Source organism: Klebsiella sp. CN_Kp073, from assembly GCF_040065495.2.
Taxonomy (GTDB): domain Bacteria; phylum Pseudomonadota; class Gammaproteobacteria; order Enterobacterales; family Enterobacteriaceae; genus Klebsiella; species Klebsiella aerogenes.
This window is the reverse complement of record NZ_CM198051.1, coordinates 4,563,229-4,579,115: the sequence shown is the minus strand read 5'-3', so window position 1 is coordinate 4,579,115 and position 15,887 is coordinate 4,563,229. Positions and strand designations below refer to the sequence as shown.

Sequence of the window (15,887 nt, the reverse complement as noted above, 5' to 3'; positions counted from 1 at the left end):
TATGATGACGCCAGAACAAAAATTTGCCCGCTGGGTAAGGGTAAGTATTGCCGCTTTCCTGGTGATATTCGCCTGGTTTATCGTTGCCGATATCTGGATCCCGTTGACCCCGGACTCCACCGTGATGCGCGTGGTGACTCCGGTCTCGTCGCGGGTCTCCGGCTACGTCTCGCACGTCTACGTGCATAACAATAGCCAGGTGAAAAAGGGCGAGCTGCTGTATGAGCTCGATCCCACGCCATTCATTAATAAAGTTGAAGCGGCGCAAATCGCCCTTGAACAGGCCAAACTGAGCAACCAGCAGCTGGATGCGCAAATCGCCGCCGCTCGCGCCAACCTGCGCACCGCGCAATATACCGCGCGTAATGACAAAGTCACCCTCGACCGCTACCAGCGCCTGAGCACCATGCAAAACGTGTCGCAATCGGATCTCGATAAGGTGCGCACGACATGGCAGACCAGCGAACAATCGGTCAGCGCCCTGAATGCGCAAATTCAGAACCTGTTGATCCAGCGCGGTGAGCGCGACGATAAGCGCAACGTAACGCTGCAGAAATACCGCAACGCGCTGGAAGAGGCGCAGCTCAATCTCGGCTGGACCCAGGTTCGCGCCGAGACCGACGGTATGGTCAGCAACCTGCAGCTTAATCCGGGAATTTACGCCACCACCGCCACCGCCGTGCTGGCGCTGGTTAACAACAACACCGATATCGTCGCCGACTTCCGTGAAAAAAGCCTGCGCCACACGGCGGTGAATACCGATGCGGCGGTAGTGTTCGATGCCCTGCCGGGTAAAGTCTTCCCGGCGCACGTGACCAGCAGCGACGCCGGTATTCTTGCCGGTCAGGAAGCGGTGAATGGCCAACTGTCGCAGCCTGAGCAGTCCACCCGCTGGGTGCGCGATGCCCAGCGCATGCGGATCCACGTCGCGCTGGATCAACCGCTGGATAAGCCGCTGCCGACCGGCGCTCGCGCTACGGTGCAGTTGTACAATAGCGACGGCCCCTTCGCCCGCACCTTTGCCGGCCTGCAGATCCACCTGGTGAGCTGGTTGCACTATGTCTATTAACACCCTGGCGCACGTCTTTACCCCGCACGGCAATATCGTCTACACGGCCAATGATTTTCGTCAGACGGTACGCATTGCCGTCGCCGGGACCATCGCGCTGAGTATTTCGACCTTCTACGACGTGCAGTACGGCGTGTTTTTCGTCGTTTATCCACTGATGCTGATGTCGCTGGTGCCGGTGTTTAACCGTCACGTCGCCCGACAGTTTGTGTTCAGCGCGGCGGTGAATTGCGTCGAAATGGTGCTCATCGTTGGCTATCTGTCGCAGTGGCCGGTGATTATGACGTTAGTTGTGTTCGGCCTGTATGTGATGCGCTTTCGCTTTATGAGCCAGGGGCCGCTGTTCTTGCTGGGGTCGATGGGCGTGGTGTGCCAGAGCACGATGCTCAATTTTATGAGCTATCCCTCCAGCAACTGGCACACGCTGATGTTCTCCAATATGGAGGCCTGCGTGATGGCGGTGGCGCTGAGCGCATTGCTCCATTACCTGATCCCGGATGTCGAACCGCGTAAGCCGCCGCCGCGCATAGAGAAAGACGCCGCACGGATCCGCCATGAATCGCTGCTTTCCGGCACGGTCGCGACCATTATCTTTGTGATCTTTCAGATCTGCGATCTGAGCGATTCGCTATCGGCGCTGATGGCCGGGGTGCTGATCCTGTTTCCGATGCACTATCGCGGCGCGGTGATCAGCTCGATCTGGCGTGTGGCGGGGGTCGTGCTGGCTTGTCTGTACATTCTGGTGGTGCAGCTGATTATCTATGATTTCAGCAACCACATGATCCTGATGATGCCGCTGATTGGTCTTGGTCTGGCCTTTAGCGCCCGCCTGCACGTGATGGAAAAAGTGGGCGCGGGCGTGGGTTTCGCCAGCATTACTACTATCGGTATTATGTTTGGCCAGAACCTGCATCCGAATCAGGATCTGGTGTTCAGCGACCTGTACCGTATTACTTCGGTCACGGTCTCGCTGGTGGCGACGCTGACCATGGTGTTCCTTGTCCATCGGGTACTGAACTGTTTTGCGCCGACGCGTTTTGTGGTTACCGATTAATCCTCCTGCGGGAAGCGGGCGATGCAGCGCCACGCTTCCCCGTTTTGCTGATAAAGCGCCGCAGTATGCCCGGCGATTATCCAACTTCGCGCCGCTTCTTCGCTCCCCTCAATCAATACGCACAGGCCGCAGCCGCTGCGGAGCTGGCGGGGAATATCCTTTACCTCGAAGGTTATCCCTGCCGCCTGCAGGGCTTTGCGCATCCGCACGACGCCCACTGTTGAATGGAATAAGAATAGATATTTGCTCATCCGCGCCTCCGCTGGCGCTGGCCGATCAGCGCCGCGCCGATCGCCCCGGCAAATTGGGCGTCGGGATGGGTCGCGACCGGCATGCCGAGATGCGTCTCCAGCATGCGGGCGAAGGCGGCGCAGTGGCTGACGCCGCCGGTGAACAGCAGCGGTCCCTGCGCCGATAAACGGCCAATAAAGTTCGCGCTGCGCCGCGCCATGGCGTTGATCACCCCGGCCAGAATCGCCTCCGGGGCAACCCCCGCGGAACGCAGGCTGATGACTTCCGATTCGGCAAAAACCGTACACATGCTGGTGATGGCGTGCGGTTCTACACCTTCGGTAATGGCGTCAAGCTGTTCGACGCTGGCGCCGAGGGTCCGTGAAATCACTTCCAGAAAGCGCCCGGTACCAGCGGCGCATTTGTCATTCATCAGAAAGTCGCTGAGATTGCCCTGCGCATCCAGTTGAATGACTTTGCTGTCCTGGCCGCCGATATCAATTACCGTGCGGGTTTTCGGCGCCAGCAGACGCGCGCCGAGCCCGTGACAGGAAATCTCGGTGACTTGTTTATCGGCGAAATCGACCAACTGGCGACCATAGCCGGTGAGGGTTAAAAAAGGCGTTGCCGCGAGGCCCGCGCGCAGCGTCTCCCAGGCCTCGTGAATAGCATCGGCGGGGCGAAAAGGTGTCGGGCTGAGGAAGCGGCGCGCGATGGCGCCGTCTGCCAGCAGGATGCCTTTGGTAGCGGTGGAGCCGGAATCAATACCTACCGAGTAGATCACGCTTGCTCCTTATAGCATTTCAATAAAGGCGGCGACGCGGGTGCTGAGCTGGCCGAGATCCGCCGTCGAATAGTCGGTTTCAATCGCGATATAAGGAATGTCGTGCCGCTGGCGCACGTGGCGCTTGATCGCCAGCGATTCCACGGCGTAGGTATGGCAAGCCTGCAGAATCACATCGACCACGCCGTCGGCCTGATACTCCTCAACCATCTGACTTAGCAATTGCAGGCGCTGGTCGTTAGGTGAAATACAGGAGCAGCCGATGGCGAGATATTTATCGGTTAAGGCATCGTAGACGTCGCCATCTTCCGCTACGCAGCGTTCGGTGGCCTTCGCGCCGGTACAGTTCTCGTAGCCCACCACCCAGCCGCCGTTTTCTTCGATAGCGCGGACGACTTTTTCCGCCGCGCCGCCGATCGGGCAGCCGGTGATCAGAATACGCGGACGAGACGCCAGCCGTTGGCCTCCTTGCCATTGCTGATGGATACGTTCCGCCATCGCGTTCAGTTCGTCAATCAGCGCGCTTTTGTCGAAGCGGAAGGTGGCGCCATAAACCACCTTTAGAATATCGCTGCCGCTAAGCGCCGGCGGATTGAGTTGCCCGAGGCGATAGAAGTTGGCCAGCGCCCGGCGTTCGCGATTTTTCAGTACGATGGCTTCACGCAACGCCGCTTCGCTAATGGGCGTGGCGAACCGGGTTTCAACGACCTGCTGCAGGCGTTTGATTTCCACTTTCCACAACGCGCGGGAGGCGGCGTCGCTGGCGCTGTTCGGTAGTTGCATTACGTGTACCGCCTTGAATTCGGCCATGTACTCGTACATCTTCTTTTTGCCGTCGCAGGTGGTTTCGCCGACCACCAGATCGGAGAAATAAAAGTAGGGGCATTTATCGGTTTTGCCAAAGCCGTAGCTGCTTTTAATCAGCGGGCAGAGATTGCGCGGCAGGTCTTTCTCCGCCTCTTCGATGGTTTCATCAGAAGTGGAACACAGTGAGACGACCACGGCGCCCGCCGCCATGACTATCTCCTGGGGCATAAAAGTGCAGTAGGTACCGACCAGCGGCACGTTCTGCTCTTTGAGTTCCATTACGCTGAGAAAGCCTTTCTGGCGAGCTTCTGAGAATTGATCGAAGAGGGCGGGTAGATCGGTGATGAGCGACATGATTTTCCTTCCCCGTACACGGGAGATGATGAAAGAGTCGCCATTATAACCTTGTTATTTGTGCGTGTTTATTGATCTCCCGCCCATCCTGACGGCGTTAATAGACCTTCTTCAAATCCATCTCTTCCTGAATGCGCTCGCTCCATGCCAGATGGGTGCGGATGGCTTCCTCAATACCGGCGTTGTAGAACAAAGGCCCCAGCTCTGTGGCGATAAAGTCGACAAAAAACTCGGCGTCGAACTGTTCCAGCTCCAGGTTAAAGGTCTCTTCGCAGTACTTGCTTAGCCGCTCGCGTAGCAGATCGCGCTGCGCCGGGCTGAGTTCAATATCGCTCATGCGTGGTTAATCTCGGTGAGTTAGTCAGGATTGCCGGGCTTCGATGACCGCCTCTGAACGCTGGCGCAAATTACGGAGTAACCCCGCCAGACAGCAGGCGGCGACGATCCCGGCGGCTACCGCCAGCAGGTGGAACGGCAATCTGCCGCCATGGAACCATAACCAGCGCGCGCCTTCAATCGACAATGCGCTGACGCTAAGGATCACGATATTCAGCGAGGCGGAAACGGTGCCTTTCGGCAAGTCGTTGGAAAACAGGGTAAAACGGAACAGCGTCGGGAAAATCAGCCCGATGCCGAAGGCGTAGAAACAGGTGCCGAGTACCGACCACAGCCAGACGTGCGGCCACGTCAGATTACCGATAATCAGGATCGCCAGGCCAACCATCTGGATGGGCACGGCGCTTAACACAAAGCGTGGGCGAGTCGGGTCTTTCACCCAGCGCGCCACCGACAGGTTAGCGATAATCACCGCGCTGAAGACCGGCACCTGGCTCCAGGCAAACTCGCTGGAGGTGAGCCCGCCGGCGTCCATTAAAATCACCGGCGATACTGCCACCCAACTCATCAGCGGAATATAGCTCAGCGCCAGCGTGGCGGCGCCGAGTAAAAAGATGCGGTTGCGGAAGACGTCGCGAAAATCGCACACCACGCCGAGCGGGCTAAACGGCACGTCGCCGCGACGCACCGTCTCCGGCATGTTAAACAGTAAACCCAGCCAGGCCACCAGCCCCATCGCGGCGATAATGCCAAACAGCGCTTTCCAGTGGATAAAATGCATCAACGCCGCGCCGGAAAGCGGGCCGACGATCGGCGCCACCAGCACGATGGAGGTAATCACCGCCATCAGCTTGATTGACCGCTTTTCGTCAAAGGCCTCCTGCACGGTGACGTAGCCGACGGTGGCGATAAAACAGATGCTGGTGCCCTGCACAAAGCGGGCAATCAGGAACTGGGTCATTGAGGTCGTCCACAGGGTGGCGAAGCAGGCGAGGGTAAAAATCAGCGCGCCGCTCAGCAGTACCGGTCGGCGGCCAATACGATCGGAAAGCGGTCCCAGCAGCCACTGTAGCGCCATCCCACCGGCCATATACAGGCTCACCGAGGCCGGAGCCAGCGCCACATCGGCGTTGAAATCCCGCACCACGTGCAGGATCCCCGGCTGGATGAGATCGGTGGTCAGGTAGGCGGAAAAGTCATACAGGATCAGCGCCATCGGAAAGAACAGCGATGCGCTGTAGCGGGCGCTCAATCGCGAAATCCATGACATAACCTTCTCCTTGCCGTCGGGTATTCATCGTTAGAATGGTTATGATGCTACCATTGTCAGCCGATATGCAGATGCAGCAGCGCCGGAATTTGCGATAACAGCCACAGGCCGAGGCCGATAGTGCCGCCGACCAGCGTGCCGTTGATGCGAATAAACTGCAGATCCTTGCCGATGTTGAGCTCGATCTGTCGCGACATATCGCGCGCGTCCCAGCTTTTGACCGTATCGCTGATATGGCGAGTGAGGAAAGCGGAGAATTCCGGCGCCACCCGATGCGCCGCCTGCTCAAGATGCTCATTCAGCGATTCACGCAGCGCGTCGTCGCGCACCAGCGTTTCGCCGAACCACTGACCGGCCTCGGCGATCCGCTGCTTGATGCGCGAATCGTCACTGCTGATATCGTTTTTCACCCAGCCGCGCAGATCCGCCCACACCTCGCCGAGATAGCGATTAAAGGTCTCATCGTTTTTCAGATACGCTTTGATGTTATCGGCTTTTTGCGCCATTTGCGGGTCGGATTTCAGATTGTCGATAAGCTTCTGCGCCGCGCGGTCGAAGGCCTGACGAATCTGGTGCGTGCGGTCCTGAGTGACCTCATCGAGCAGCGTATTCACCGCGTCAGTCACCATTTCGGCGCTGTGCTCGCCAAGCCACTCGGTGGGTAACAGTTTGGCCTTCAGCGGATGTTCGGTCTCCAGCCAGTGCACGATACCGCGGGCGATAAAGGCGCGGGAGCTGTCGCGCTGTAGCAGGGCGATCAGCTGGCTTATTAGTGAATCCAACAGCTTTTGATGACGGTTATCGCGGGTTAGCCCCTCCAGCATCATGGCGCTGGTCTGCGTCAGGTCGACCTTATCGATAGCCTTGTGCACCGCGCGCCGCAGCAGACGCTGAATACGGGTGTCATCGGTGAGCTCGAGAAAACCGCTCATCACCTGTAGCAGATGTTGACCCACACGGCGGGCGTTTTCGGGCTGGCTGAACCAGTTGCCGAGCATCAGGGCCGGTTCATAGCGGCGGATCAGCGCCACCAGAGATGGGGTATCAAGAAACTTCTCCTGCACGAAATGGCCAAGATTATCGGCGATCCGGTCTTTATTACGCGGGATGATCGCCGTATGGCGGGCGACAAACGGCAGCGGAATGCGGCGAAACAGGGCCACCACCGCAAACCAGTCGGCCAGCGCCCCGACCATCGCCGCTTCGGAAATAGCCTTTAGCGCGCTGACCCACGGCGTCGGCGGTAGCAGTAGCGTAGTGATAAACAGCGCCGCCGCAATGAGCAGCAGCGACAGCGCCAGCAGTTTGGCGCGTTTTAATTCAGCGAGTTTTTCCATAGGTTTAAGCATATAACCTGACGGCGAGGTCATGCAAAAATTGGCAGCACTTCCTGTGCCTGCGGGTCAATTTGCGAGTGGGCTGCCAATATTGGATAACGATTGCAGCACGCAGAAATTAGCTTTCGGCACGGCTCGTGAAAACGCTTTTTGCCCTCATGGAATATTCCGGATATACCTAACTTTACCCGCATCGTCAGCTATCTCGACTACCCTTAATATCCTTAGCGGCATTTTTGACTGCGTTAATAGCGATAACAAGGAGACATGCGATATGGCTTATCAGACAGTGAATCCTGCGAATAACCAGCTAATTAAGAGCTATCCCGCACACAGTGATGCGGACGTGGAGGCGGCGCTGCAGCAGGCAGATGCGCTTTATCATTCTGCGTGGGCGAAAGGCGATATTGCGCAGCGTCTGCCGGTGCTGCATAAGCTTGCCGATCTTATCGACAGCCGGGCGGAGGAGCTGGCGAAAATCGCCAGCCAGGAGATGGGGAAGCTCATTAAACAGAGCCGCGGCGAGGTCAAACTCTGCGCGCAGATCGCCCGCTATTATGCCGACAACGCCGAACGGTTCCTGGCGCCGGTGAAGTATCCCTCCGAGTCTGGCGAAGCCTGGGTTGAGCATCATCCCATCGGCGTCTTAATGGCGGTGGAGCCGTGGAACTTCCCCTATTACCAGTTAATGCGCGTGCTGGCGCCAAATCTGGCGGCCGGTAACCCGGTGATTGCCAAACATGCCAGCATCGTTCCGCACTGCGCCGAGACCTTCGCGCAGCTGGTGCGCGAGGCTGGGGCGCCAGAAGGGGCGTGGACCAATCTGTTTATCTCCCAGGATCAGGTGGCGAAAATCATCGCCGACGATCGGGTGCAGGGCGTGGCGCTGACCGGTTCGGAAAAAGCGGGCGGCATCGTAGCGGCGCAGGCGGCGAAACATATCAAGAAAGCGACGCTGGAGCTGGGCGGCAACGATGTGTTTGTAGTGCTCGACGATGCCGACCTGGAACGCGCGGTGAAAATTGGCGTACAGGCGCGGCTGAACAACGCCGGGCAGGTTTGCACCGCCGCCAAGCGCTTTATTTTGCATGAAAAGATCGCCGAGCCGTTCCTGAGCAAGTTTAGCGATGCCTTCCGCCAGGTGAAGATCGGCGATCCGCTCGATGAAAGCACTACGCTTGGCCCACTTTCCTCGAAAGATGCGCTGGAAACCTTAAGCAAGCAGGTCGACGAGGCGGTGAAGCATGGGGCCAAATTACACCTTGGCGGCAAGCCGGTTTCCGGCGAAGGCAACTTCTATGAACCCACCATTCTGACGGGAATTACCCGTGATAACCCGGCGTACTTCGAGGAGTTCTTTGGCCCGGTGGCGCAGATTTACGTGGTGAAAGACGATGATGAGGCGATTGCGCTCGCCAACGACTCTCACTACGGCCTGGGCGGCGCGGTGTTCAGTCAGGACATTGAGCGGGCGAAGCGCATGGCTTCGGGGATTGAAACCGGCATGGTCTATATCAACTGGTTAACGGATACCGCGCCGGAGCTGCCTTTTGGCGGCGTGAAGCGTTCCGGCTTTGGCCGCGAGCTCTCCGACCTCGGTATCAAAGAGTTTGTGAATCAGAAGCTGGTGGTCGTTCGCCGCTAAACCACCCTGCGCGCAATATCCCTCTCCCATCGGGAGAGGGTAACCTTTTTGCCGCGGCTATTTGCGTAGCCCGGCAAACGCGGCGCGGATTTCCTCTTCCGGCAGCTGAATGCCGATAAACACCAGCGTGCTGTGCGGAGTTTCATCGCCCCACGGGCGATCCCAGTCGGCGCTGTAGAGGCGCTGCACGCCCTGGAACAGCAGGCGATTTGGCTCGCCATCGATCCACAGCATGCCTTTATAGCGCATCAGTTGCTCGGCGAAAGAGAGCAGCAGGTTTTCCATCACCCGTGACACTTCGCTGATATCCACCGGATAGTCGAGCTCGACCACAATCGACGAGACGTCGTTCTGTTTTTCCGCCACGAAGTGAAAGCGCGGTGTGGCGCTGACAACCTTCTCTTCGAGCATAAAACCGCTGGTATTAAAGAGCAGGCTTAAATCGATATCGCCGTGGATGACGGTATAAATTGGCGCCCGCGCGTTGATGCGCGCCAGCCGTTCGCGCAGCTTTTCGGTGTCGCCGGCGACATCGGTTTTGGTTAACAAAATCCGGTCCGCGTAGCCGACCTGCGACTGGGCAATGGTGAACTGATCCATCTGCTGGTCGGCATGGACGGCGTCGACCAGGGCGATCACGCCGTCCAGCAGATAGCGTTCGCAAAGCACCTCGTGGGAGAAAAAGGTCTGGATAATCGGCCCCGGGTCGGCCATGCCGGTGCACTCAATCACCAGTCGGTCGAAGGCAATCTCGCCGCGATCGCGGCTGTCGAGTAGATCGAGCAGGGCATCCTCCAGTTCGTTGGAGCGCGTACAGCAAATACAGCCGTTGGTCAGGGTTTTAATCTGCGTGGCGCGATCGCCGATCAGCTGGTCGTCAACGGAAACTTCGCCAAATTCATTTTCAATCACGGCGATTTTGAAACCGTGCTGCTCATTAAGGATGTGGCGCAGCAGGGTGGTTTTTCCCGCGCCGAGAAAACCGGTGAGTAGGGTGACTGCAATCGGTGCCATTATTGCCTCCATTAACAGCAGCGTACGCCGCCTTTGCCGTCGCCGCCGTAGCGGGCCTGCTGGCGTTCGCGGAAGAATTCTTCATAAGTCATGTACGGCTGATCCGGATGGTTGGTTTGCATATGGGTGACGTAGTTGTCGTAATCCGGAATACCGATCAGCATTTTTGCCGCCTGACCGAGATATTTTTTTGCCTGACCTAAGTTACCAAACATTGTGAGTTCCAGATAACGAATAAAGCCGGATGGCGGCTAGCGCCATATCCGGCCTACGTTAATGCGCTTTTGGTAGGCCGGATAAGCGTAGCGCTATCCGGCATCAGGGTTAATGATGTGACGAGGTTTTCACGCCGCCTTCTGGTACCGGCACGTACGGAGTCTCTTTGTCGGTACGCACCTTATTGTTGCGGACATTGAGCCAGGTTTTGATGCCGTAGAAGATGATGCTATACACCACCACCAGGAACAGGATGCTCAGGCCGGCGTTGGTGTAGTTGTTAACCACGATATGGTTCATGTTGGCGACCTGCTGCGCGGTCAGCTCGCCGCCGGCGGCAATCTTCTCTTTATACTGCTGAGCCATAAAGAAGAAGCCTTCCATCTGCGGGTTGGTGCTGAACAGTTTCAGACCCAGCGCCCAGGTGGTGCACAGCAGCAGCCACGCAGCCGGAATAACGGTAACCCAGATATATTTGGTGCGCTGCATTTTGATCAGCACCACCGTGCCGAGCACCAGCGCCACCGCGGCCAGCATCTGGTTAGAAATACCGAACAGCGGCCACAGGCTCTTCACGCCGCCCAGCGGGTCGACCACGCCCTGATACAGCAGGTAACCCCACAGGCCGACGCAGCCCGCGGTACCGATAATACCGGCGACCAGCGAGTCGGTTTTTTTCAGGAACGGCACGAAGTTACCCAACAGATCCTGCAGCATAAAGCGGCCTGCGCGGGTACCGGCATCCAGCGCGGTGAGGATAAACAGCGCTTCAAACAGGATACCGAAGTGGTACCAGAAGCCCATATCCGCCATCGGGATGATTTTGTGGAACACGTGAGCGATACCGACGGCCAGCGTCGGCGCGCCGCCGGCGCGGTTCAGTACTGAAGGTTCGCCGATATCTTTCGCCGTCTGCAGGATCTGCTCAGGTGAAATCACGAAGCCCCAGGAGCTGACGGTCGCCGCCGCGTGGACGGTCACTTCTTTCAGCTGCGCAGCGATCATCGCCGCGTTTTCACCGCCCATTTCGTGCAGGTTCGGCATGACGATGCCAAGGCCCGCCGGCGGGGTATTCATCGCGAAGTAGAGACCCGGTTCGATAATTGATGCCGCGACCAGCGCCATGATGGCGACGAACGACTCCATCAGCATCGCGCCGTAGCCGATAAAGCGGGCGTCGGTTTCGTTGGCCAGCAGCTTCGGCGTGGTGCCGGAGGCGATCAGCGCGTGGAAGCCGGAGACCGCGCCGCAGGCGATGGTGATAAACAGGAACGGGAACAGCGCGCCTTTCCACAGCGGGCCGGTACCATCAATGTACTGGGTCACTGCCGGCATTTTCAGGTCCGGGTTGAGGATAACGATCCCCAGCGCCAGGCCGACGATCACGCCGATTTTCAGGAAAGTGGCCAGATAGTCACGCGGCGCCAGAATCAGCCATACCGGCAGCAGCGCGGAGATAAACGCGTAGCCAATCAGGGTAAAGGTGATGGTGGTGTCTTTAAAGGTCAGCGCCGGGCCCCAGTACGGGTCGTGGGCAATGATGCCGCCAAACCAGATAGACGCCACCAGCAGCACGATACCGATAACCGAGACTTCACCGACGCGGCCAGGGCGCAGGAAGCGCATATAAATACCCATAAACAGCGCGATAGGCACCGTCGAGCAGACGGTAAAGACGCCCCACGGGCTCTCCGCCAGCGCTTTCACCACGATGAGCGCCAGCACCGCGAGGATGATGATCATAATCAGGAAGCAGCCGAACAGGGCGATAGACCCCGGTACCGGCCCCATCTCCTGTTTAATCATCTCGCCCAGCGAGGCGCCGTTGCGCCGCGAGGAGATAAACAGCACCATGAAGTCCTGTACCGCGCCCGCCAGCACCACGCCGGCCAGTAGCCACAGGGTGCCCGGCAGATAGCCCATCTGCGCGGCCAGTACCGGGCCGACCAGCGGGCCGGCGCCGGCAATAGCGGCGAAGTGGTGGCCGAACAGCACGTAGCGGTTGGTCGGCACGTAGTTCAGGCCATCGTTATTAATGACCGCCGGCGTCGCGCGCGTTGGGTCAAGCTTCATCACCTTCTGCGCGATATACAGGCTGTAATAACGGTAGGCGACGAGGTACACGGAAACCGACGCGACGACGATCCACAGCGCACTGACGTGCTCACCGCGGCGCAACGCGACGACTGAGAGGCAAAATGCCCCGATGATTCCAAGAATCACCCAGGGTATGTGCTTGAGTAGTTTTTTGGTATCCATAGTAAAACCTGGCGTTAATTAGATTAATAATTGGCCGAAGCCGTCTGGTTTTGTGTTTGGGTTGGTGGAGGTATTGATTAGCTAGGCTAGCGTCGATCTTGCCAGAACTGCGCGCGCGTAAAGTTGGGTAAATGAGTGAGTGGTTGTATGGGGGGTTAAGCGGTCGCTAGCTGGGGTAAGCGGTTGGCTATGAAGTGAACAGGAGATAAATATGTGATTGAGATCACAGGGTATTATGACCGGGAAGATGGTCATGAAAGATAAGGCTCCTCCCCGGGCGGAGAGGAGCAGACGAGGCCATTACACCGCGACTTCCATTTCCATCATCACCGGATGGAAACGGCGTTTAAAGTAAATCAGGCCGTGCCCTTGCGGGCTCAGGGTAATATTGCGGATCTCCACCAGATACACCAGGTGGGTACCAATGGTTTGCACCTGGCTTATCTCGCCTTCGAGGCTGGCCAGCGAGCCTTTCAGCACCGGCTGCCCGAGCGCGCCCTGCTGCCAGCCGCTGAGGGCAAACCGCTCTTCCATCGTCACCCCGGTCATCCCGGCGAAGTGACGGGCCATGATTTCCTGTTCGTGGTTCAGCACGTTGATGCACAACTTGCCGTTGCCCTGAAAGACCGGGTTCATCGCGCTGTTGGCGTTGATACAAACCATTACCGATGGCGGCGTATCCGTCACCGAGCAAACCGCCGTGGCGGTAATGCCGCAGCGGCCGGCTTCGCCTGCGGTGGTGACAACGTTAACCGCCGCCGACAGGCTGGCCATGGCATCGCGAAAACGCAGGCGTTGTTCATCTAATTGCATTATGACCTCCCGCTGTGAATTACTTCAGCAGCTTATCCAACATGTTGATATCAGCGTTATTGTGCAGATGCGGCACCGTCCAGCCGTTCTGGTCGTACTCGGACAGGCAGCGGTCAACCATCGCCATCATTTTGTCCATATTGCCGGAGCTCTGCGCCTGACGCAGACACTGCAGGCGAATTTCATCCTGGCTACCGGAGTAGTTGATTTCATACAGTTCATGACGGCCGCCGAATTCGCTGCCGATCGCGTCCCACATTAGTTTGAGGATCTTGATACGTTCAACGTGATCCATACCGTTGGAGCCGCGCACGTACTTCGCCAGATACTGGTCGATCTGCGGGTTGTTCAGATCGCGGGCGCTGGACGGCAGATAAATCAGGCCGCTGGTGACGTTACGCTCGATGATGTTCTTGATCTTGGCGTAGGCCATCGGCGCCATCACGCGATAGGTCTGCAGCGCGGCGTGATCCGGCAGCCATGCGCCGTTGACCCACGGCGTCGCTTCCGAGCACATAGAATCGCTTAACGCCCAGAACATGTTGCGCCACGCCACCACTTCGCCAAGGTCGGCCTGCACGCCGCGGAATTCGAGGGTGCCGGTACATTCCAGAGAACGCTTCAGCAGGGCGGTGATAAAGTCCAGTTTTACCGCCAGGCGCACGCAGGCCTGCAGCGGGTACATGCGGGCGAAACCGCCTTCCATGGTCCAGCGGCGGCAGCGGTCGAAGTCGCGATAAATCAGTACGTTCTCCCATGGGATCAGCACCTTATCCATCACCAGAATCGCGTCGTTCTCGTCGAAACGGCTGGAAAGCGGATAGTCGTACGGCGAGCCGGTCGCACCGGCGACCATCTCATAGGAGGCGCGGGAGATAAGCTTGACGCCTTCGGCATCCATCGGCGCGACGAACATCAGCGCGAAGTCCGGGTTCTCGCCCATCACCTGCGCGGAGCCGAAGCCGATCATGTTGTAGTGGGTCAGCGCTGAGTTGGTGGCGACCACTTTCGCGCCGCTGACGATGATCCCGGCATCGGTCTCTTTTTCCAGCTTGATGTAGACGTCCTTCACTTCATCAGCCGGCTTGTGGCGGTCGATCGGCGGGTTGACGATTGCGTGGTTAAAGTACAGGCCGGTTTCCTGAATGCGGGTGTACCAGTTGCGGGCGTTCTGCTCGAACTGGCCGTAAAACGCCGGGTTGGCGCCCAGCGCGCAGCCGAAGGCGGCTTTGTAGTCCGGGGTGCGGCCCATCCAGCCGTAGCTTAAGCGCGACCACTCGGCGATGGCGTCGCGCTGCTGGCGCAGATCGTCGGCGCTTTTCGCCACGCGGAAGAATTTATGGGTGTAGCCGCCGCTACCGGTATCGGTGCCCCAGCACAGGGAATCCTGCATCTCCGGTTTGTGCAGCGCATCGTACAGCTGAGCGACAGAAGCCGCGGCATTACGGAAGGCTGGATGCGTGGTGACATCCTTCACGCGCTCGCCGTAGATATAAATTTCGCGGCCATCCTGCAGGCTTTTTAAATACTCTTCGCCAGTTAACGGGCGTTTCGCGTCGGCGCGGAAATCTTCAGGTTTCATAGGGGCCTCTTCAGTATTTATCGGAATAATGATGTTAAATATATGTTTTGTTTTTGTTGTTTAATTGAAGCGGCTATTGCGCTTGTCGTGAAGGGACGTTTGCGACAACGGCGGGTACTTTTCAGGCGGGAGTGAATTTTGTGATCTCTGCAGCTTTTGGCGGGCGGCGCGGCGCTGACCCGCCCTATGGACCGTAGCCCCGGCAAGCGCGGCGCCGCCGGGGTATTACGACACCGGTACTTTTTGCGCCCGGTAACTGCTTGGCGAGCAGCCGACCTGGCGGCTAAAAAAGCGCGCAAAATAAGCGGGATCTTTAAACCCCAGTTGCCAGGCTATCTCATTGACCGCGCTATCGGAAAACAGCAGCAGCCGCTTCGCCTCGCGTAGCTGGCGGTCGAATATCAATCGCTTCGGCGGGCGGTTGGCGAAGCGGCGGCAGATATCGGTCAACCGCGATTCGGTCAGATGCAGCTCGTTGGCGTAATCCGGTACCGTCCAGTGTTGATGAAAGTGGCTGTCGATCATCTGGTTAAAGCGCTGGAATAATTTCAGCTCGCCGCGCATGCCGCTGGCGGCATGATCGTCGAGCCTGGCGTTGCGCAGCAGCAGGGTAAATACCGCCTGCGCCAGCAGCGCCAGGGTATGCTCGCGCCCCGGCAGCTGAGCGGTGGATTCGCGGCGAATCAGCTGCCAGTAGTGCGCCAGCGCCGCCAGCTCGTCGGGTTTATCCGCCAGCGACAGGCAGATCCCCGGCAGGCCGAAGGTCTCCCGCGTGCCGGGATAAAGCACCTCCAGCAGCGGCCAGATGAGTTCTTCGTGCACCGTCAACACGTGACCATCGCTATCGGACTCGGTAATAAAGGCGTGCGGCACCGAAGGCGGCGTTATCACAAACAGCGGCGCCTGCACCGAGTAGCGATGGTCATCAAGCTGCAGCTCAATCTGCCCGGTATCAAGAAAGTGCATCTGAAAATAGCGGTCGTGGCGATGCGCCTGCATGTCGCGGCCAAAAAAGGCCGCCATACGGGCGAACGACTGATAGTGCACCTCTTCGGTACCCAGGCTCTCGTCGTAATCTTTATTGATATCGATGTTGGCGATTGAATGCTGACACAT

At 58.2% G+C, this 15,887-nt stretch carries 15 protein-coding genes; 3 read left to right on the top strand and 12 right to left on the bottom strand.

The features are described from left to right. Position 1: 1 nt before the first annotated feature. Positions 2-1,069, top strand: a complete 1,068-nt coding sequence (locus ABLV66_RS22060; RefSeq protein ID WP_348877011.1) for an HlyD family secretion protein — start codon at positions 2-4, stop codon at positions 1,067-1,069. Beyond that, positions 1,059-2,123: a DUF2955 domain-containing protein gene (locus ABLV66_RS22055; protein WP_045395472.1), complete on the top strand. Its 1,065-nt coding sequence runs from the start codon at positions 1,059-1,061 to the stop codon at positions 2,121-2,123. Before ABLV66_RS22060 ends, ABLV66_RS22055 begins: the two co-directional genes overlap by 11 nt. Here ABLV66_RS22055 and ABLV66_RS22050 read toward each other — a convergent pair. The 6 genes from ABLV66_RS22050 to ABLV66_RS22025 form a co-directional block, all read right to left on the bottom strand. Continuing rightward, the gene (locus tag ABLV66_RS22050; RefSeq protein ID WP_113374528.1) at positions 2,120-2,374 is read right to left on the bottom strand and encodes a putative Se/S carrier protein; all 255 of its coding nucleotides are present in this window, start codon (positions 2,372-2,374) and stop codon (positions 2,120-2,122) included. The genes ABLV66_RS22055 and ABLV66_RS22050 overlap by 4 nt on opposite strands. After that, complete coding sequence (yjiL, locus tag ABLV66_RS22045) at positions 2,371-3,138, bottom strand: putative 2-hydroxyacyl-CoA dehydratase activator YjiL (protein ID WP_348877012.1); 768 nt, start codon at positions 3,136-3,138, stop codon at positions 2,371-2,373. The genes ABLV66_RS22050 and yjiL overlap by 4 nt, the downstream gene beginning before the upstream one ends. A gap of 9 nt (positions 3,139-3,147) precedes the next feature. Beyond that, complete coding sequence (locus ABLV66_RS22040) at positions 3,148-4,299, bottom strand: double-cubane-cluster-containing anaerobic reductase (RefSeq protein WP_348877013.1); 1,152 nt, start codon at positions 4,297-4,299, stop codon at positions 3,148-3,150. A gap of 97 nt (positions 4,300-4,396) precedes the next feature. Then, a complete protein-coding gene (locus tag ABLV66_RS22035; protein ID WP_045395479.1) occupies positions 4,397-4,636 on the bottom strand; it encodes a DUF2164 domain-containing protein in 240 nt (79 codons plus the stop codon). A 24-nt stretch (positions 4,637-4,660) separates the two neighbouring features. After that, complete coding sequence (gene mdtM / locus ABLV66_RS22030; protein WP_348877014.1) at positions 4,661-5,905, bottom strand: multidrug efflux MFS transporter MdtM; 1,245 nt, start codon at positions 5,903-5,905, stop codon at positions 4,661-4,663. Between the two features lie 56 nt (positions 5,906-5,961). Continuing rightward, a complete protein-coding gene (locus ABLV66_RS22025) occupies positions 5,962-7,254 on the bottom strand; it encodes a DUF445 domain-containing protein (protein ID WP_165430622.1) in 1,293 nt (430 codons plus the stop codon). A gap of 262 nt (positions 7,255-7,516) precedes the next feature. Between ABLV66_RS22025 and ABLV66_RS22020 the strand changes: the two genes are divergently transcribed. Further along, complete coding sequence (locus tag ABLV66_RS22020; RefSeq protein WP_348877015.1) at positions 7,517-8,887, top strand: NAD-dependent succinate-semialdehyde dehydrogenase; 1,371 nt, start codon at positions 7,517-7,519, stop codon at positions 8,885-8,887. 57 nt (positions 8,888-8,944) lie between these two features. Here the strand turns inward: ABLV66_RS22020 and yjiA are convergent, their stop codons facing one another. From yjiA to hpaA, 6 genes are all read right to left on the bottom strand, one after another. Next, positions 8,945-9,901: a GTPase gene (gene yjiA, locus ABLV66_RS22015; RefSeq protein WP_015368442.1), complete on the bottom strand. Its 957-nt coding sequence runs from the start codon at positions 9,899-9,901 to the stop codon at positions 8,945-8,947. Between the two features lie 11 nt (positions 9,902-9,912). Next, a complete protein-coding gene (locus tag ABLV66_RS22010) occupies positions 9,913-10,116 on the bottom strand; it encodes a YbdD/YjiX family protein (protein ID WP_002887451.1) in 204 nt (67 codons plus the stop codon). 109 nt (positions 10,117-10,225) lie between these two features. Then, entirely contained in the window at positions 10,226-12,376 is a 2,151-nt protein-coding gene (locus tag ABLV66_RS22005; protein WP_045395482.1) for a carbon starvation CstA family protein, read from the bottom strand. A gap of 300 nt (positions 12,377-12,676) precedes the next feature. Beyond that, positions 12,677-13,189: a 4-hydroxyphenylacetate 3-monooxygenase reductase subunit gene (locus tag ABLV66_RS22000; RefSeq protein ID WP_002887467.1), complete on the bottom strand. Its 513-nt coding sequence runs from the start codon at positions 13,187-13,189 to the stop codon at positions 12,677-12,679. A 19-nt stretch (positions 13,190-13,208) separates the two neighbouring features. After that, complete coding sequence (hpaB, locus tag ABLV66_RS21995) at positions 13,209-14,771, bottom strand: 4-hydroxyphenylacetate 3-monooxygenase, oxygenase component (protein WP_002887473.1); 1,563 nt, start codon at positions 14,769-14,771, stop codon at positions 13,209-13,211. A gap of 225 nt (positions 14,772-14,996) precedes the next feature. Further along, a complete protein-coding gene (gene hpaA / locus ABLV66_RS21990) occupies positions 14,997-15,887 on the bottom strand; it encodes a 4-hydroxyphenylacetate catabolism regulatory protein HpaA (protein WP_004182836.1) in 891 nt (296 codons plus the stop codon).